Genomic DNA, 18,002 nt, shown 5'->3' on the forward strand with positions numbered 1-18,002 from the left:
GCCGCGTACACCGGGGTGGGCACGCCGCCCGGCGCGCCCACCCCGGTGTACGCGGCAACGATCCCGCCCACGATCGCGGCTGTGGTGTCCACGTCGCCGCCCGCCTCGACGCAGGCGCGGATCGCGGCGGGGTAGTCGTGCAGCAGCGTGGCGGCGACCCAGAGCGTGAACGGTACGGTGTCCTGCGCGGTGACCCGGGAGCCGTTGCCGAGCGCGTCGGCCGCCTCGGCGGCGGAGTGACCGAGCAGCGCGGCGGCCCGGCGTACCCCGCGGTGCACCTCACCGGCCGGGTCGAGCGCCCCGGCGACGGCGGTGAGCAGCCGGGCCGGGTCGGGGCGGCCGCCGTCGAGGCGGGCGCGGGCGGCGAGCGAGGCGGCGACCGCGACCGCCACCGCACCGGCGACGCCCTCCGGGTGGGCGTGTGTCACCTCGGCGGAGGCGCGGGCCTGCTCGGCGGCGCGGCGGGTGGAATCGGCGTGCCAGGCGCCGAGCGGCGCGACACGCATGGCGGCGCCGTTGCCGCAGGACCCCTGCCCGTCGAACGCGGACGCGGCGGCCACCGGCCAGGGCGTGCCGGTGCGGATCAGCCGCAGCACCGTCACCGTGCCCGGCCCGTACCCGCGGTACGGCTCGCAGCGCTGCGCGAACGCCAGCGCCAGCCGGTCCCGGTCGATGCGGCCGTCGGCGGCCAGCTCGGCCACCACCGAGCACGCCATCTCGGTGTCGTCGGTCCACTCCCACGGCGGCGCGGGCAGCCGCCCGGCGGCGAGGTCGTCCGGGTGCCGGCCGGGGACGAAGAACTGGGAGCCGAGGGCGTCGCCCACCGACAGGCCGGCCAGCGCGTCGCGGGCGAGCGTGAGGCGGGTGTCGGGGAAGAGCGTGAACGTCATCGCCGTCCCAGCTTGCCCGGTTGGCCGGACCGCCGCAACGCGACCGGCTTGCCACGCCGAGTACGGTGCTGACGTGGCAACCGTCCTGCTGGTCGAAGACGACCACGTCGTGCGCGGCGCCATGCTGCGGTCGCTGACCGACCGCGGGCACGCGGTGCACGCGGTCGGCACCGCGCTGGACGCACTGCGCCGGGTCGCCGCGGAGACGCCGGACCTGGTGGTGCTCGACCTCGGCCTGCCCGACCTGGACGGCTCGGACGCGCTGCGGATGCTGCGCGGCATCACCGATGTGCCGATCATCATCGCCACCGCCCGCGACGACGAGCAGTCGGTGGTACGGCTGCTGCGCGCCGGGGCGGACGACTACATGGTCAAGCCGTTCACCGGGGCGCACCTGGACGCCCGGATCACCACTGTGCTGCGGCGGGCCGGCCGGGCCAGCCGTACCGTCGCGCCGGCCGTGCACACGGTCGGCGGCCTGCGGGTGGACGTGGGCGAGCGCAGCGCGGTGCTGGACGGGGAGGCGCTGGCCCTGACCCGTAAGGAATTCGACCTGCTGGCGTATCTCGCCGCGCGTCCCGGCCGGGTAGTGTCCCGGCGGGAACTCTTGGAGGAGGTATGGCGGCAGCCATCGGTCGGCGAGGACCAGACCATCGACGTTCACCTGTACTGGCTCCGCCGCAAAATGGGCGAGTCCGCGGCGAAGCCGCGCTACCTGCGCACCGTGCGGGGGGTCGGCTTCCGGCTGGTGGCGCCGGACTGAGGTTCAGCCTCGCCGGGCTCACCGCGGGGCTGTGCGGCCTGATCGCGCTCGCCTTCCTCGTCCCGCTCGGGTTCACCCTCGCCGACCGCACCCGCGAGGCGGAGCTGGCCGACGCCGCCCGCCGGGCCGCGCTGGTGACCGGCGCGCTGGCGGTCAGCACGGACACCGCGACGATCGAACGGGCGGTGGCCGCCGCGGCCGGCGACGATCCGGCCATGCGGCCGGTCGTGCACGGCATCGGCGCTGACGAGTCGGCCGGCCGCGCGAACCCGCAGGTGCTCGCCGACGCCGCCGCGCAGCGGCGGTCGGTGGTGACCGAGGTGGACGGCGGGGTGCTGCGGCTGGACCCGGTGGTGCTGGGTGACCGGGTCGCCGTGGTGGAGGTCTTCGTCCCCGACGAGGTGCTCGACTCCGGCGGCGGCGGGCGGTGGCTGCTGCTACTCGCGATCGGCCTGGCGCTGGTCGGCGCGGCGGTCGCCGTGGTCGACCGGGTGGCGGCCCGGGCCGTGGACGCCACCGGCGACCTGGTCAAGGCGGCGCTCGCGGTGGGTGACGGCGAGCTGGGGGTACGGGTCGAGCCGACCGGCCCGCGTGAGCTGGCCGAGGCCGGGCACGCGTTCAACCGGATGACGGAACGACTGGTGGCGCTGCGCGCCGACGAGCACGAACTGGTCGCCGACCTGTCGCACCGGCTGCGTACGCCGCTGACCGCGCTGCGGCTGGACGCCGAGGCGCTGGAGTCCGACGACACGAGCATCGGCACGTTCAGCGAGGCGGAGCTGGACCGGCGGCGCGGCATCCGGCGTATCCGGCAGGCGATCGTCACGCTGGAGGGCGAGGTCGACCAGCTCATCAAGACGACCCGCAAGGCGGTCGCCCAGGAGTCGGCGCCGGCGTCGTGCGACGTGAGCGAGGTGGTCCGGGACCGGATGGTCTTCTGGTCGGCGCTGGCGGGTGACCAGAACCGGCCGCACCGGGTGGTCGGTGCCCAGTTGCGGATCCCGGCGCCGGTGCCCCGCGCCGAGCTGGCCGCCGCGCTGGACGCGGTGATCGGCAACGTGTTCCGGTACACGCCGCAGGGCACCGCGTTCGAGGTGGCGGTGAGCCGCCGGGACGGCTGGGTGGCGATCCGCATCGACGACGCCGGGGCCGGCATCGCCGACCCGGACCGGGCGCTGCGCCGGGGCGAGAGCGACAAGGGCTCCACCGGGCTCGGGCTGGACATCGCCAAGCGGGTCGCGTTGCAGGCGAACGGTTCGGTGAGCATCGACCGGGCCCGGCTCGGCGGCGCGAGTGTGGTGATGCTGCTGGCCGACCCGGACGCGGCGCCCCGGCCGGTGAACCGGTTCGGGCTGGTCGGGCGGATGGCCCGGGAGGCACGCGAGCCGCGTCCGGGGCGGCGCTGGCCGCGCCCGCGCTGACCGCTGACTGTGTACGGGCGCAAGTTCTCCTTAAAGGTGGTTTAACGACGGCCGGAAAACCGGCGTGAACTGCCAGGATCGCTGACAGAACCCATCAGTTCCGTCGGCCGGGACGCCCCGTAAGACCTTCCGGCCGACGGATCATGCGCGCGGCGGGAGTCCGGTCCCCCCACACCTCGCTCCCGTCGCGCGCGCTCTCCCGTCGATCCCGGGCGCGAGGTGACCGTCATGCCACCGGCCGTCAGTCGTCTGCTCCGCTGGGCCGCCGTCATCGGCCTGGGCATCGCACTCACGCTCGCGGTCTGGCAGGACCCGGTGCTCGCGCACGGTCCCGTCCGGCCCGTGCCCGTCGCTCCCGGTCCCACTGCCGCGCTCGCCGCGCTGGCGCTGTCCGGGCTGATGCTGACCGCGCGGCGCCGGCCGCCTCGGGGATCGCGACGACCGGCACCGGTACGGCCGCTCAGCGTGCCGCGCTCGCCAGGTACGCGTCGATCTCGGCGGTGATCCGGGCCTGCTCGGCCGGCGTCAGGAACGCCGCGGCCACCGCCTCCCGGGCCAGCGCGGCCACCCCGTCCGGGCCGAGCCGCAGCAGGCGGGCGGCCACCGCGTACTCGTCGTTGAGCGTGGTGCCGAACATCGGCGGGTCGTCGGAGTTGATGCTGACCGGCACGCCGGCCTCGACCAGCAGCGGCAGCGGGTGCGCGTCCAGGCTCGGTACGGCCCGCGTACGCACGTTGGACGTCGGCGAGATCTCCAGCGGGATCCGCCGCTCGGCGAGGTGGGTCAGCAGCGCCGGGTCCTGCGCGGCGGAGATGCCGTGGCCGATCCGCTCGGCGCCCAGTTCGCGCAGCGCGTCCCAGATCGTCTCCGGGCCGGTGGTCTCGCCGGCGTGCGGCACCGAACGCAGCCCGGCCGCCCGCGCCTGGTCGAACCACGGCTTGAACTGCGGCCGGGGCACCCCGATCTCGGGGCCGCCGAGGCCGAAGCTGATCAGCCCGTCCGGTCGTTCGTCGAGTGCGATCCGCAGCGTCTGCTCGGCGGCGGGCAGGCCGGCCTCGCCGGGGATGTCGAAGCACCAGCGCAGCGCGATGCCGAAGTCGGCCTCGGCGCGCTTGCGGGCGTCCTCGATCGCCTCGCAGAACGCCGGCGCCGGGATGCCGCGGTTGACGTGCGAGTACGGCGTGACGGTCAGCTCGGCGTAGCGGACCTGCTGGCGGGCCAGTTCCCGGGCGACCTCGTGGGTGAGCAGCCAGACGTCGTCGGCGTCGCGGATCAGGTCCACGACGCTGAGGTAGACCTCGATGAAGTGGGCGAAGTCGCGGAACGCGAAGTAGTCGGCGAGCGCCTCCGGGTCGGCCGGGACCGGGCTGCGCCCCTCGTGCCGGGCGGCCAGCTCGGCGACGATCCGGGGCGAGGCCGAGCCGACGTGGTGCACGTGCAGCTCCACCTTTGGCAGTCCGGCGATGAAGGTGGGCAGGTCGGTCACGAGTTCTCCTCTGCGCGGGCGCCGGTCCGGGCCACCATGAAGATCCGGCGGAACGGGAAGTACACCTGACCCTGCCGCACCGGGTACGCCTGCGCGAGCCGTACCCCCAGCTCGGCGCGGAAGGCGGCCCAGCCGGCGGCGTCCAGCGCGGCGCGGACCGGGCGCAGCGCGGTGCCCTCCATCCAGGCCAGCACCGGGTGGTCGGCGCCGGTGGCGGGCAGCAGATGCACGTACGTAGTCTCCCAGGCGTCGACCGCGCAGCCCGCGCCGGTCAGCAGCGTGGCGTAGCCGACGGGCTCGTCGACGGGGGCCTCGCGCAGCTTCCCGGCGAGCGCGTCGCGCCACCGGTCCCGGGCGGCGACGGAGCGCAGCAGCCGGTGCGAGGGCGCGTCGAAGTTGCCGGGCACCTGGAACGCCATCCAGGCGCCGGCCGGCAGCGCGGCCGCCCAGCGGCGGAGCAGGTCACGGTGTTCCGGCACCCACTGGAGCACGGCGTTGCCGACCAGCACGTCCACGTCGGGCTCCGGCCGCCAGTCGCGGACGTCGGCGACGGCGACGGCGTACGTGACCGGTCCGCCCTCGGCGGTCGCGCGCTCGATCATCTCCGGGGAGGAGTCCAGGCCGGTGACCCGGCTGCCGGGCCAGCGGGCGGCGAGCGTGGCGGTGAGGGTGCCGGGGCCGCAGCCGAGGTCGACCACGGCGCGCGGGTGCTCGGCGCCGACGCGGGCCAGCAGGTCGTGGAACGGCCGGGAGCGCTCGTCGCCGTAGCGCAGGTAGGTGCGCGGATCCCACATGACAGTCTCCAAACCGTACGTACGTCTTGTTAGACCGTACGGCCCGGCGCGCGCCACGGCAAGCCGCTCACTAGGCTCGACCGGGTGGAACAGCGCAGCTTCGACCGGCTCGGCCGGCACGTCGGCATCATCGGACTCGGCGCGTGGCAGCTCGGCGCGGACTGGGGCGAGGTCAGCGAGGACGCGGCGCTCGCCGTACTGGCCGCCGCCGTCGACGCGGGCGTCACCTTCCTGGACACCGCCGACGTGTACGGCGACGGCCGCAGCGAGGCCCTGATCGGCCGGTTCCTGCGCGCCCGCCCCGGACACGGGCTCACCGTGGCCACCAAGATGGGCCGCCGGGTCGAGCAGACGCCGGAGGCGTACACCCTCGACAACTTCCGGGCCTGGACCGACAGGTCCCGGGCCAACCTCGGCGTCGACACGCTCGACCTGGTGCAGCTGCACTGCCCGCCCACCGCCGTCTTCGCCGACGACCGGGCCTTCGACGCGCTCGACACACTCGTCGCCGAGGGACGCGTGGCCGGGTACGGCGTCAGCGTGGAGACCTGCGACCAGGCGCTCACCGCCATCGCCCGGCCCGGTGTGGCGAGCGTGCAGATCATCCTCAACGCGGTCCGGCACAAGCCGCTGGAGCGGGTGCTGCCCGCCGCCGCTGCCGCCGGGGTCGGGATCATCGCCCGGGTGCCGCTGGCGAGCGGCCTGCTCTCCGGCCGGTACGACGAGAACACCACGTTCCCGGCGAACGACCACCGCACGTTCAACCGGCACGGCGAGTCGTTCGACGTGGGCGAGACGTTCTCCGGCGTGGACTACGACAGCGGCCTGGCGGCGGTACGCCGGCTCGCGCCGCTGGTCGGCGAGGACCGCACGATGGCGCAGTTCGCGCTGCGGTGGGTTCTCGACCAGCCCGGCGTCACTGTGGTGATCCCCGGCGCCCGCTCCCCCGAGCAGGCGCGGCGCAACGCCGAGGCGGCCGGGCAGCCGGCACTGACCGAGGTGGAGCTGGCCGCGGTGCGGGCCACCTACGACGAGCTGATCCGCCCGCAGGTGCACGACCGGTGGTGAGCCGGCCGTCCGGCGCGGCGTCGCCGGGCACCCGCGGCGGCGGGCATGCTGGAGCGGGACTGTCGTCGTCGGAGGGGGAACGATGAGGGGTTGGTTCCGGCTCACCCTGGGGCTGCTCGCCGTGGTGCTCGGTACGGTGTGGACGGTGCTGGGCCTCGGGTACGTCGAGGGCAGCATCATGAGCGACCAGCGGATCTGGGCGCTGGTCGGCCCGGTGCTGGTCCTGTTCGGACTGGCCGGGCTCTGGTGGGGCATGCGGGCGCGACGCCGCTGAGACGCCGGGTAAGGCGAAGCCCCGCCTCCCGTGCGGGATGCGGGGCTTCCGGCACCGGCCGGCGCGGCCGGGTGCGGTCAGCTCAGATGGGGCGGACCTGCTCGGCCTGCGGACCCTTCTGACCCTGGGCGATCTCGAACTCCACCCGCTGGTTCTCCTCCAGCGTGCGGTAGCCGCTGGTCTGGATGGCCGAGAAGTGGACGAACACGTCAGCACCCCCGCCGTCGACGGTGATGAAGCCGAAGCCCTTGTCAGCGTTGAACCACTTCACGGTTCCCTGCGCCATGTGTATCTCCTTCTAAAACTGGCGGCCGAGCACGCCGTGCGGCCGATTGGCCGTTTTCGAGCAGCGGCGCCTGAGGCGGCCCCCAATGCAGGAGACTTCTCTCAACCCACGCGTCTCTCAACAGCGTGAGACAGCAAACCACGTACGCAAAAACTTCGCACAGCCTAGCGGACGAAATTCTCCGACATGTGACCTGAAGGTCGTGCGGACGGCGCTGCGCGGCCCGCCGGAGCCATGCGAAAGGCCCCTTTCCCGCGCTCGGGAAAGGGGCCTTTCCGGCCTTTTCGTCAGTCCGGCCAGCGACCGGTCAGACGGCGTACGCCCACCGCCCCGCCCCTGTCGACGGCGGCCCGCACCACCGAGAAGATGGCCCCCTGCAGGGCCGCGGCGGCCAGCACCTCGCCCCAGCGGCGGTCCTCGTCGGTGGCGCTCGGCGCCTCGCCGTCGCCCGCCGTCACCTTCCAGACCTGACGGAAGATCGCCCCGGCGACGGCACCGGCGGCCAGGCCGAGCAGCACCCCCACCGGCTTGTACGCCGCCTTGCCGACCCTGCCACTCACCTGCGCCTCCCTCGGACGATCACCAGCACCACCGCGGTCACCAGCGCGCCGGCCGCGATGGCCGCCCACGGCAACGGGTTGCGCCCGACCGCCTCACCCTTCTCGTACGCCTGCGCCCGGACCAGCCGGGCCCGCTCCGCCGCCCGCCCGCGCACCCGGGCCGCGGTCAGCGACGCCTGCTCCCGCATCCGCGCCTTCGCCGCCTCGGCGGAGTGCCGCACCAGCGCCTTCGGATCGGCCCTGGCCGCGAGCAGCTCCATCGTCTCACCGAGCTCCACCCGGGTCCGGCGGATCTCCTCCCGGAGCGCCGCCACGTCCCCGGTCCCGTTACCGGTCATGCCCGCCTCCCGTCCTTCACCGCGGCGGTGACCGTGTCGACGTCCGCCCGAACGCTGCGGACCGCCGCCTGGGGCACCGGCGGGACGGCACGGCTGACCTGCTTCTTGCCCACCAGCGCCAGGATCCCGGCGAGCAGGAACAGCGCCACCGCCACGATCAGGGCGGCCAGCCACGCCGGCATGACAAGCGCCAGCAGCAGGATCACGGTGGCGACCAGGGCGCCGGCGCCGTAGAGCGCCATCACCCCGCCGCCGCCGAACAGACCGATCCCGATCCCGGCGTGCTTGCCCTTCTGGGTCAGCTCCGCACGGGCCAGGGCCAGCTCGTCCCGCACCAGGCGGGTGACCTGCTCGGTGGCGCGCTGTACCAGTTCGGCGGTGGACGGCTCGCTCCCGGTCCGCGACGTGCTGCGACTCGCGACGTCAGCCATGCTGTCCTCCTTTCGTCATCACCGCGCTGTATGCCCGGAGTCGCCGCCCGTCAATCCTGCGCGGAGCAGCCGGTCCGCCCGGCCGCGCGCCGCCGGAACCCGGTGCCGGGCACCGGATCCGGGGCGTGCGCACCACGTCCCCCGCAACGGCCCGGCCAAACCCGCCCGGCCGGAAAGCCGCTCGTACGCGCCGAACCCCCGGCGCCGTGGGCGGCCGGGGGCTCCGATCGGGGGTACGGGGTCAGCGACGCGCCTCGGCGTGCTCCTCCCGGCCCACGAACACCTCGCTGCGGGCCTCGCCGTCGTCGCTGCCGCCGAAGACACGCGCGTCGTCGGGCGCCTCGGTGCCGGTCGGACGGCGTACCGGGCGGCGCGGCTGCACCGCCTGCCAGGGCAGCGGGCCGGTGGCCTCGCCGACCTCGGCGCGCAGCCGGGGCAGGGCGGTCGGGCGCTGGTCGCGTACCCAGGTCACCAGGTGCTCGCGGACCAGGCACCGCAGGTCCCACAGGCTGCCCGCGTCGGCGGCGCTGACCAGCGCGCGGACCTTGACCATGCCGCCGGTCGCGTCGGTCACCTGGAGCACGCAGACCCGGCCGTCCCACAGCTCCGTGCCCTCGCACAGGCGGCGCAACTCCTCCCGCATCGCCTGCACCGGAATCGCCCAGTCCAGCTCGAACTCGGCGGTGCCGAGCACCGCCGCCTCGGTCCGGGTCCAGTTCTGGAACGGCCGGCTGGTGAAGTACGAGGTGGGCAGGATCAGCCGGCGGTCGTCCCAGATCTGCACCACCACGTAGCTGAGCGTCAGCTCCTCGATCCGGCCCCACTCCCCCTCGACCACCACCACGTCGTCCAGGCGTACCGCGTCGCTGAACGCGAGCTGCAGACCGGCGAAGACGTTGGCGAGCAGGCTCTGCGCGGCCAGCGCGGCGACCGCGGCGATCACACCGGCGGAGGTCAGCACACCGGCGCCGACCCCGCGTACGGCCGGGAACGTCATCAGCATCACGCCGACCGTGAGGATCACGATCACCGCGATGGTGAGCCGGCGCAGCAGCACCACCTGCGTGCGCACCCGGCGGGCGTGCCTGTTGTTCGGCACGTCGACCCGGAACCGGGCCAGCGCGGTGTCCTCCGCCACCACCAGCAGCGAGGCCACCAGCCATGCGGTGGCGGCGATCGTCGCGAGCACCAGCGTGTGCAGGACGAACTGCCGCCACGGGCTGCCGACCGCGTACGCGGTGGTGAACCGGACCGCGAACTGCACCGCCGCCACGGTGAGGGCGAGCTGGAACGCGCGGTGCGCGTGCTCGGTCAGCTCGGTCATCAGCAGCGAGCGGCGGCCGAGGCGGCGGATGACGCGGTGCACCACCTGGGCCAGCACCAACGCGATCGCCGCCGCGGCGAGCGCGGCGGCGACTGTCACGACATAACTCTGCACGAACTCTCTCTCCCTCCGACCGGGCGGGAATCGGGCAAAGGCCCAATGGTGCCCGGCGGCCCGGGTATCGACCAGGATCAGACCTTGCGGTACCGGGACTGGAAGAAGCAGTAGACACCGAACGCGGCGATGCCGAGCGCCATGAGCGCCAGCAGCCACGGCCCGTACGACTGGTCGCGCAGCGTCCGCAGCGCGGCGTCGAGGCCACGCGCCTTCTCCGGGTCGTAGTTCACAGCGGCGACCACGATCAGCAGGCCGGCGATGGCGAACACGGCGCCCCGGGAGGCGTACCCGGCCATGCCGAGCCGACGGGTGAGCTGGCGGGTCTTCGGGCTCATCTCGCCGGTCTTGAGGTTGCGCTCGAACTTCTTCTTCAGGCCGTAGACGACCATGCCGATGCCGAGCGCGGCGAGCGCGAGCCCGGCCAGGCCGACCAGCCACCGGCCGCCGTCGGAGGCCATCAGCTTCTCGGAGAGCTGCTGCTGCTGGTCGGAGGCGTTGGAGCTGGCGTCCTGGAAGACCTTGATCGCGGTCCAGCCCAGCCAGACGAACACGACGACCCGGACCACCGAGGCGATCCGTTCGAACAGTCGTTCCTTGCCCGTCCTGGACACGTGGCCGGAGATCGCCTCGAAGGCCTGCCAGATCGCCATGGCGAACAGGCCGACCGCCATCGCGATCAGGAGGAACTTCCCGAGCGGCTGTTCACCGAGAGTGCGCAGCGCGCCGTTCTGGTTTCCCTCCTCGCCCGAGTTCCCGAAGGCGATCTGCAGCGCCAGCCAGGCGAGGAGCAGGTGCACGATTCCGTATCCGATGAAGCCGGCACGGGTCAACAGTTCGAGCCACCGGCTGTTTCGAGCCTGGGCGGCGGTGGCTCCGGCGTTCCGGGTGAGAGACATGAGCCCTCAATCTCCCGGCGGGCGATTTTCCAAACGTCGCCGCCCGCCGGGACGGCCGAAACGGATCAGGCGCTGAGGTCGCGGGCGACCCGCACCACCACCTGCTGATCGTTGACGCTGTCCAGGCTGACCTGGAAGCCGGCGACCTCGGTGGCCTGCTGGCCCACTGTGAGCGAGAGCTGTTCCCCGGCGACCTCGACGGTGACCTGGTCGCCTTCGGCGCCGATCAGCTTCGCCTCGACGCCGAGGATCCGGGCGCTGGCCTCCACGCCGCGGTCGAAGGTGATCGTGCAGGCGTCCAGACCGCAGTCGGTCTCGGCGCCTTCGGAGCTGCATCCGGCGAGCAGTGCGGCGCCGAGGGCGAGACCGGCGAGCAGACCGGCGGCGCGACGGGCGGGGGCGGAGGTGGCGCGTCGGATCGTCACCCGTCCAAGGATAGGCGGCGAACGCCACAGCGGCCTCGCGGGCGAGCGCGGGACGGCCACGCCGGGCAGGGCGTCCGGGGTGCGCGCTAGGGTGCCGGAATGGCTTTCGACGTCGCCCGGGTCCGGGCCGCCTACCCTGCCCTGGGCGAGGGATTCGTCCACTTCGACGGTGCCGGGGGCACCCAGACCGCCGCCGCCGTCGTCGAGGCGGTGGCCGGGGCGATGCGCGCCGCGACGGGCAACCGCAGCACCGCCTTCCTGCCCGGGCGCCGGGCGCTGGATCTGGTCGCCGGGGCGCGGGCCGCGGTCGCCGACCTGCTCGGCGCGCATCCGTCGGGCGTGGTGCTCGGGCCGAGCGCGACAGCGCTGACGTACACGCTGGCCCGGACGCTCGGCGCCGGCTGGCGTCCGGGCGACGAGGTGGTCGTCTCCCGCCTGGACCACGACGCGAACGTCCGCCCGTGGGTGCAGGCCGCGCAGTCGTCCGGCGCCACCGTGCGCTGGGCCGAGTTCGACCCGGCGACCGGTGAGCTGCCCGCCGGTCAGTACGCCGACCTGGTCACCGAGCGCACCCGGCTGGTCGCGGTGACCGCCGGCAGCAACGCGATCGGCACCGTGCCGGACGTGGCGGCGATCGCCAAGACCGCGCACGCCGCCGGCGCGCTGGTGTGCGTGGACGGCGTGCACTCGGTGCCGCACGGCCCGACCGACCTGGCGTCGCTCGGCGCGGACTTCCTGGTGACCAGCGCCTACAAGTGGTCCGGGCCGCACCTGGCGGCGATGGTCGCCGACCCGGCGCGCTGGGAGGCGCTGCGCCCGGCGAAGCTCGTGCCCTCCGCCGACGCGGTGCCGGACCGGTTCGAGTACGGCACGCCGAGCTTCCCGCTGCTGGCCGGGGTGACGGCCGCGGTGGACCACCTGGCCGGCCTGGACCCGGAGGCGACCGGCGACCGGCGGGAGCGGGTACGCGCCGGTCTGGCAGCCGCGCAGGCGCACGAGGAGGCGGTCTTCGACCGGTTGCTCGCCGGGCTGGCCGACCGCCCGTTCGCGACCGTGTACGGCGCACCGGCGCGGCGCTGCCCGACCGTGTCGTTCCGGGTGGCCGGAGCGACCCCGGCGCAGACGGCGGCGGCGCTGGGCGAGGCGGGCCTGTGCCTGTCGCACGGCGACTACTACGCCTACGAGTACTTCGAGGGCATGGGCCTGCGGGGCAGCGGCGGGGCCGTGCGGGCCAGCGTCTACCACTACAACACCGCCGACGAGGTGGACCGGCTGCTGGCCGAACTGGACCGGCTGGCCGGGCCCGAGGGGAGAATGATCCGGTGAGCTTTCTGGTCGAGGAGAACACCGCCAAGCGCCGCTTCGAGATCCTGGTCGACGACGCGCTGGCCGGCTTCACCGCGTACACGCCCCGGGGCGAGACGCTCGTGTTCACGCACACCGAGGTCGACGACCGGTTCCAGGGTCAGGGCGTCGGGGCCGCGCTGGTCCGCGGCGCGCTGGACCAGGTCCGCGCCCGGGGCGGCCGGATCGTGCCGCAGTGCCCGTTCGTGGCCTCGTTCATCGAGCGCCACCCGGAGTACGCCGACCTGGTGGCAGACAAGCCGTGAGGCCCGGTCCGGCCGGGGGACCTCCCCACCCGGCCGGACCGGGAGTCAGCGCGCCCCGGTCAGCACCTCGGCGGCGGCCCGTGCCGCCGCGGCGGTGGCGCCGTGGGTGGCCAGGTGCACCGCACCGGTGACCAGCTCGGGCACGCCCAGCTCGACCACCACCGCGTCCGGGCGGGCGGCGAGCGCGCGGCGTACCGCGTCCCGCATCCAGTCGTGCCGGTGCAGGTCGCGCACCACGAGCACCAGCGGCCGGCCGGCGGGCGTCGCGCCCGGGTCGGCCGGTACGGCGTCGGCGGCGTAGCGGGCGGTGGTGGTGCCGGGCGCCAGGTGGGCCAGCGGTGCGGCGATGCCCCACGGCGTCTCCTCGCCGATGGCGATGTTGCGCGGGGGCGCGAACTCCACGACGTGGGCCGGACCGGTCAGCGGCAGCAGCCCGGCGTCGCCGGTGACCCGGACCGCGCGGCGGGCGGCGGCGAGCCCGATCGGTGAGCCGTCGGCGGGCGGCGTGCCGGTGGCCCGGCGGGCGCGGGCGGCGACGCTCCACGCGGCGAGCTGACCGACGCGCTTGGCCGCCTCGGCGAGCCGCTCCTCGGGCAGCTCCCCGCTGATCACCGCCGCGACGATCGCGTCGCGCAGCTCGCGGGCGTCGGCCTCGGTGGCCCGTTCCCCGCCGACGCAGATCGCGTCCGCGCCGGCCACGAGCGCGCGCACGGCGGCGCCGGTGAAGCCGTACCGGTCGGCCACCGCGCGCATCTCCACCGCGTCGGTGACCACCACGCCGCCGAAGCCCATCTCCTCGCGCAGCAGGCCGCCGAGCACGCGCGGGCTGAGCGTGGCGGGCAGCTCCGGGTCCAGCGCCGGCACCAGCAGGTGGCCGGTCATCACCGCCTGCACCCCGGCGGCCACGGCGGCGCGGAACGGGGCCAGCTCGACCGCGTCGAGGCGGGCCCGGTCGCCGCCGATGCGGGGCAGGTCGTGGTGCGAGTCGACACGGGTGTCGCCGTGCCCGGGGAAGTGCTTGGCGCAGGCGGCGACGCCGCCGGCCTGGAGGCCGCGTACCCAGGCGGCGGTGTGCCGGGCGACCAGGTCCGGGTCGGCGCCGAAGGAGCGCACCCCGATGACCGGGTTGGCCGGGTTGGAGTTGACGTCGGCGTCCGGGGCGTAGTCCAGCGTGACGCCGACGGCCGCGAGTTCGGCGCCCAGGTCGCGGGCGACCTCCTCGGTCAGCGCCGGGTCGTCGACAGCGCCGAGCGCGTAGTTGCCGGGACGGGAACTGCCCCGGGCGGACTCGATCCGGGTGACGTCGCCGGCCTCCTCGTCGATCGCCACGATGACATCGGGCCGCTCGGCGCGCAGGTTCGCGGTGAGCGTGGCGACCTGCTCGTGGTCGACGACGTTGCGGGCGAACAGGACCACCGAGCCGAGGCCCTCGCCGAGCCAGCGGCACACCCACGGCGGCGGTGTGGTGCCGACGAACCCCGGTTGCAGGACGGCGGCGGCGAGCGCCGCCAGGTCTCCGGTCGATCCCTCGGTCCGCTCGCTCATGTGCTGTCGTACCCCCGTCTCCCCCACGGACCCGCCGGGGCCGGCGGGTGCTGACATGGTCACACCGCGCAGCTAAATAGTCAACAATCCTTACTGTTAGCCGCTGGCGCCCCCGGACCTCGCGTGGGAGAGTTCCCACATGTCCGCTCTGCCGCTCGCCGACGCCACCAGCGCCGCCGACATCCCCGGCGTACGCCTGCTCGGCCTGGTGGTCGGCGGCCTGTTCCTGCTGATCGCGATCCGGGCCATGTTCCGCCGCTGATCCGCGCCGGGCGGTGAGCGGCGGTGCCGGTTTCGCGCGGGATCGCCGGGGGTAGCTGAGGCGCTTGATGAAACTGACCACGCACTCCTCCAGCCTGCGCCGGGCGGCGCGGAACCTGTTCGGCTGGACCGCGCTGCGGCCCAACCAGCTCGCCGCCATGCGCGCCGTGATGAAGCGCCGTGACGCCCTGGTGGTGCTGCCCACCGGCGCCGGCAAGTCGGCGATCTACCAGATCCCGGCCAGCCTGATCCCCGGCCCGACTGTGGTGATCTCCCCCCTGCTGGCGTTGCAGCAGGACCAGATCGCCGCGCTCAACGAACGGCAGCGCCCGGAGCTGCGCGCGGTGCGGATCAGCTCGGACGAGAGCGCCGCCCAGCAGGCCGAGGCGATCGAGGACATCCGCGCCGGGCGCGCGGAGTTCCTGTTCATCACGCCGGAGGCGCTGAGCAACCCGGACCGGCTCGCCGAGGTCCGCGAGCTGAAGCCGGCGCTGGTGGCGATCGACGAGGCGCACTGCATCTCCGCGTGGGGCCACGACTTCCGGCCGGACTACCTGGCGCTCGGTCACCTGATCGACGGCCTGGGCCGCCCGCCGGTGGTGGCGCTCACCGCGACCGCCTCCCCGCCGGTACGCGACGACATCATCGCCCGGCTGCGGCTGCGCGAGCCGGAGGTGGTGGTCTCCGGGCTGGACCGGCCCAACCTCTTCCTGGAGGTGGCCCACTGCCCGACCGACGACTACCGGTGGCGGCGGCTGATCGCGCTGCTGCGACGACGAGCGGCCCGGCATCATCTACGTGCCGACCCGGCGGGCGGCCGAGGAACTGGCCGAGCGGCTCACCGGCGCCGGTTTCCCGGCCGAGTTCTACCACGGCGGCATGCCCACCGCGGCCCGGCACGAGCTGCACGAGGCGTTCCTCGCCGACCGGGTGCCGATCATGGTGGCCACGTCGGCGTTCGGCATGGGCATCGACAAGCCGAACATCGCCTGGGTGGTGCACATGGCGCTGCCCGACTCGCCGGACAGCTACTTCCAGGAGATCGGCCGGGCCGGGCGCGACGGCTCGCCGGCCCGGGTGCTGCTGCTGTGGCGCGCCGAGGACGTCGGCCTCCAGCGTTACTTCAGCGGCGGTCTGCCGGACGAGAAGGAACTGACCGAACTCGCCGCGGTGCTGCGCGGCAAGGCCCGCAACCGCAAGGAGCTGCGCGAGCTGACCGGTCTCGGTCCGCGCAAGCTGGGGCAGTACCTGTCCCTGCTGGAGCAGGTCGGCGCCGCCGAGCCACGGGCCAAGCAGCGCATCGGCGCACCCCGGTACGCCCCGGCGGCCGCCGACTCCGGCCGCGCCGCGCTGGCCGAGGCGGAACGGCAGCAGACGGTGACCCGGTCGCGTACCGACATGATGCGCGCCTTCGCCGAGACCACCGGCTGCCGGGGGCAGGCCCTGCTGGCGTACTTCGGTGAGCAGATGCACGAGGTCTGCGGGCACTGCGACAACTGCCACGCGGGCACCAGTGTGGCGGGTGACGGCGCGGTCGGCCCGTTCCCGGTGCACAGCCAGGTACGCCACCCGGAGTGGGGCGCCGGTCTGGTGCTCAGCTACGAGGAGGACCGGATGACGGTGCTCTTCGACGAGGTGGGCTACAAGACGCTGTCCGTGCGCGTGGTGTCCGAACAGGGCCTGCTGGAGCTGGACTAGCCTGACCCGGGCGCCGCGGGGGCGCCCGTCGACAACGACGACCACGGCGAAAGGGGCCTGATCGTGATCGAGCAGCCGGCGTACACCCGGTTCGGCGTCTCCGACGAGGAGTGGGGACTGCTTGTGGGGCTGCCGCAGTCGGTGCTCACCGCGGCGGCCGCCGCCGAGTCCGACGGCACCCGTCGCACCATGGCCGAGAACGCCGCCGGGCTGGAGACCATCGCCGCCGGCCGGGAGTCGGCCAGCCCGCTGGTCGCCGCGGTGGCCGGTGAGGTCGTCGACCGGGTGGGCGACCCGGAGACCGGCGCGGAGCTGCCGGTGATCACGCCGCAGGACCCGAAGGCGATGATCGAGGACGTGCTGGCCCGGGCCGGGCAGGCGTCCGCGCTGCTCGCCGCGCGGGTGGACGAGGGGCAGGCCGGGGCGTACCGGCACTGGCTGGTGGACATCGCCGAGCAGGTGGTGGGCGCGGCCTCCACGGGCGGCATCCTGGGCCTCGGCGGCGACGCGGTGACCGACTCCGAGCGCCGTTTCCGCGACCGGCTGTCCCAGGTGCTGAACGACTGAACGGACTCCTAACAGAGGTTTCCCCGGTCCGTCAATGACGGACGTCACGGCCCCACGGGTGTCGCTTTTCGGCCCCGTGGGGCGTCCTGTTTGTGCAGGGCGTGACGAACACGGGGAGTCGTTTCTATGGACGGGAAGCTGCACCGGCAGGTCCTCGACACGCAGGCGCTGCCGCCGCGGGAGCGGTTCGGCATGTGGCTGGACATGATGGCGAGCACCCCGACGCCGCTGCGGGTGCGCACCGCGCACGCCGACGACTTCGTCGCCCGGGCCGAGTTCGTCGACCTGGGCCGGATGCAGCTCATCCGCTACCGCTACCCGTCGGTGGACTGCGTGCGCACCTCGAAACTGATCCAGCGCTCCGACCCCGACTACTACCTGCTGGCGCTGACGCTCAGCGGCACCAGCCAGGCCGACCAGGAGGGGCAGCGCGCCCGGTGCCGCCCCGGTGACCTCACCTTCTACGACTGCTCCCGCCCGCACGAGGTCAGTCACCACGCGGACCCCGCGGGGTCCGCGTACGCCCACTCGATCGTGGCCCTGATGCCGTACGACGCGCTGCCGTTGCCGCCCCGCCGGCTCGCTCCCCTGTTCGCCGGCCGGATGTCCGGCTCCGAGGGCGTCGGCGGGCTGGTCGCCGACTTCCTCATCCGGATCACCGCGAACCCCGAGCAGTACCACGCGGCCGACGCGGAGCGGCTCGGCGCCGTCGGTCTCGACCTGGTCGCCACGCTGCTGGGCCGCAACCTCGTCTCCGAGGACGAGATGCCCACCGAGGTCCGGCGCCGGGCCCTCCAGGCCCAGGTACGCGCGTACGTGCGCCAGCACCTCGGCGACGCCACGCTCGACCCGGGCGCGATCGCCGACGCGCACCACATCTCGGTGCGCTCCCTGCACCGGCTCTTCGAGGACGAGGAGACCACAGTTGCCGCGTACATCAGGGACGAGCGGCTGGCCCGGTGCCGCCGCGACCTCGCCGACCCGGCGCTGAGCGACCGCTCGATCCAGGTCATCGCCGCCCGCTGGGGCTTCCGGGACAAGGCGCACTTCAGCCGGGTCTTCCGGACCACGCAGGGCGAGACGCCGCAGGAGTACCGGGCCCGTCACCTGGAATCGGCACGGATCGTCAACAGCACGGCATCCGCCGTCAACCTGTCCCGTACATACTGAAACCCGGGCCTGTACCGCTCGCGGTGGGCCCGCGGATATCGGGGGGCCGGGCGCGGCGTCCGCGGCGGTCCCGGCCGC

The 18,002-nt window shown here is 74.3% G+C and carries 20 protein-coding genes and 1 pseudogene; 10 read left to right on the forward strand and 11 right to left on the reverse strand.

Translation table 11 applies throughout. The features are described 5' to 3' along the window. Positions 1–890: ADP-ribosylglycohydrolase family protein (locus tag ABD52_RS15790; protein WP_047892329.1), on the reverse strand; the 890-nt coding region annotated here is incomplete at its 3' end. A 73-nt stretch (positions 891–963) separates the two neighbouring features. Between ABD52_RS15790 and ABD52_RS15795 the strand changes: the two genes are divergently transcribed. Next, positions 964–1,653: a response regulator transcription factor gene (locus tag ABD52_RS15795; protein WP_013285422.1), complete on the forward strand. Its 690-nt coding sequence runs from the start codon at positions 964–966 to the stop codon at positions 1,651–1,653. Positions 1,654–1,682: 29 nt separating this feature from the next. Next, positions 1,683–3,074, forward strand: coding sequence for a HAMP domain-containing sensor histidine kinase (locus tag ABD52_RS15800; RefSeq protein WP_176739827.1), 1,392 nt, complete (start codon positions 1,683–1,685; stop codon positions 3,072–3,074). Positions 3,075–3,534: 460 nt separating this feature from the next. On the opposite strand, the gene ABD52_RS15805 is transcribed toward ABD52_RS15800, so the two are convergent. Then, positions 3,535–4,560 (reverse strand): adenosine deaminase, encoded by a 1,026-nt coding sequence (locus ABD52_RS15805; protein ID WP_013285420.1) that lies wholly within the window; start codon positions 4,558–4,560, stop codon positions 3,535–3,537. Then, entirely contained in the window at positions 4,557–5,354 is a 798-nt protein-coding gene (locus ABD52_RS15810; RefSeq protein WP_047892330.1) for a trans-aconitate 2-methyltransferase, read from the reverse strand. The genes ABD52_RS15805 and ABD52_RS15810 overlap by 4 nt, the downstream gene beginning before the upstream one ends. Positions 5,355–5,438: 84 nt before the next feature. Here ABD52_RS15810 and ABD52_RS15815 point away from each other — a divergent pair, with 84 nt between their 5' ends. Together ABD52_RS15815 and ABD52_RS15820 are read left to right on the forward strand one after the other, a co-directional pair. After that, positions 5,439–6,422, forward strand: a complete 984-nt coding sequence (locus ABD52_RS15815) for an aldo/keto reductase (protein WP_047892331.1) — start codon at positions 5,439–5,441, stop codon at positions 6,420–6,422. Between the two features lie 82 nt (positions 6,423–6,504). Continuing rightward, positions 6,505–6,696, forward strand: a complete 192-nt coding sequence (locus ABD52_RS15820; RefSeq protein WP_047892332.1) for a hypothetical protein — start codon at positions 6,505–6,507, stop codon at positions 6,694–6,696. 82 nt (positions 6,697–6,778) lie between these two features. Here the strand turns inward: ABD52_RS15820 and ABD52_RS15825 are convergent, their stop codons facing one another. The 7 genes from ABD52_RS15825 to ABD52_RS15855 form a co-directional block, all read right to left on the reverse strand. Next, positions 6,779–6,982 carry a cold-shock protein gene (locus tag ABD52_RS15825; protein ID WP_007075740.1) on the reverse strand — a complete coding sequence of 68 codons (204 nt, stop codon included), beginning with the start codon at positions 6,980–6,982 and terminating at the stop codon, positions 6,779–6,781. 287 nt (positions 6,983–7,269) lie between these two features. Continuing rightward, positions 7,270–7,542 (reverse strand): DUF4235 domain-containing protein, encoded by a 273-nt coding sequence (locus tag ABD52_RS15830; RefSeq protein WP_013285416.1) that lies wholly within the window; start codon positions 7,540–7,542, stop codon positions 7,270–7,272. Then, the gene (locus ABD52_RS15835; protein WP_013285415.1) at positions 7,539–7,880 is read right to left on the reverse strand and encodes a DUF3618 domain-containing protein; all 342 of its coding nucleotides are present in this window, start codon (positions 7,878–7,880) and stop codon (positions 7,539–7,541) included. The genes ABD52_RS15830 and ABD52_RS15835 overlap by 4 nt, the downstream gene beginning before the upstream one ends. Beyond that, positions 7,877–8,311, reverse strand: coding sequence for a phage holin family protein (locus tag ABD52_RS15840; RefSeq protein WP_013285414.1), 435 nt, complete (start codon positions 8,309–8,311; stop codon positions 7,877–7,879). Before ABD52_RS15840 ends, ABD52_RS15835 begins: the two co-directional genes overlap by 4 nt. 241 nt (positions 8,312–8,552) lie before the next feature. Further along, complete coding sequence (locus tag ABD52_RS15845) at positions 8,553–9,749, reverse strand: mechanosensitive ion channel family protein (protein ID WP_013285413.1); 1,197 nt, start codon at positions 9,747–9,749, stop codon at positions 8,553–8,555. Positions 9,750–9,826: 77 nt separating this feature from the next. Then, complete coding sequence (locus ABD52_RS15850; protein WP_013285412.1) at positions 9,827–10,648, reverse strand: DUF1206 domain-containing protein; 822 nt, start codon at positions 10,646–10,648, stop codon at positions 9,827–9,829. A 65-nt stretch (positions 10,649–10,713) separates the two neighbouring features. Further along, positions 10,714–11,073: a hypothetical protein gene (locus ABD52_RS15855; RefSeq protein WP_013285411.1), complete on the reverse strand. Its 360-nt coding sequence runs from the start codon at positions 11,071–11,073 to the stop codon at positions 10,714–10,716. A gap of 99 nt (positions 11,074–11,172) precedes the next feature. On the opposite strand from ABD52_RS15855, the gene ABD52_RS15860 reads away from it, so the two are divergent. After that, on the forward strand, positions 11,173–12,399 hold the full coding sequence (locus ABD52_RS15860) for a cysteine desulfurase-like protein (protein ID WP_047892333.1): 1,227 nt from the start codon (positions 11,173–11,175) through the stop codon (positions 12,397–12,399). Beyond that, on the forward strand, positions 12,396–12,683 hold the full coding sequence (locus ABD52_RS15865; protein WP_047892334.1) for a GNAT family N-acetyltransferase: 288 nt from the start codon (positions 12,396–12,398) through the stop codon (positions 12,681–12,683). Before ABD52_RS15860 ends, ABD52_RS15865 begins: the two co-directional genes overlap by 4 nt. Positions 12,684–12,728: 45 nt before the next feature. On the opposite strand, the gene ABD52_RS15870 is transcribed toward ABD52_RS15865, so the two are convergent. Beyond that, positions 12,729–14,228 (reverse strand): glycoside hydrolase family 3 protein, encoded by a 1,500-nt coding sequence (locus ABD52_RS15870; RefSeq protein ID WP_047892335.1) that lies wholly within the window; start codon positions 14,226–14,228, stop codon positions 12,729–12,731. A 139-nt stretch (positions 14,229–14,367) separates the two neighbouring features. On the opposite strand from ABD52_RS15870, the gene ABD52_RS41415 reads away from it, so the two are divergent. From ABD52_RS41415 to ABD52_RS15885, 4 genes and pseudogenes are all read left to right on the forward strand, one after another. Continuing rightward, on the forward strand, positions 14,368–14,490 hold the full coding sequence (locus ABD52_RS41415) for a hypothetical protein (protein WP_013285408.1): 123 nt from the start codon (positions 14,368–14,370) through the stop codon (positions 14,488–14,490). A gap of 67 nt (positions 14,491–14,557) precedes the next feature. Continuing rightward, positions 14,558–16,187, forward strand: a pseudogene (locus ABD52_RS15875) (ATP-dependent DNA helicase RecQ). 63 nt (positions 16,188–16,250) lie between these two features. Then, on the forward strand, positions 16,251–16,754 hold the full coding sequence (locus ABD52_RS15880) for a hypothetical protein (RefSeq protein WP_013285406.1): 504 nt from the start codon (positions 16,251–16,253) through the stop codon (positions 16,752–16,754). A gap of 126 nt (positions 16,755–16,880) precedes the next feature. Then, entirely contained in the window at positions 16,881–17,924 is a 1,044-nt protein-coding gene (locus ABD52_RS15885; protein WP_013285405.1) for a helix-turn-helix domain-containing protein, read from the forward strand. The last annotated feature ends 78 nt before the right edge of the window (positions 17,925–18,002 follow it).

It is taken from the genome of Micromonospora sp. RV43 (genome assembly GCF_001029515.1).
GTDB lineage: Bacteria > Actinomycetota > Actinomycetes > Mycobacteriales > Micromonosporaceae > Micromonospora > Micromonospora aurantiaca.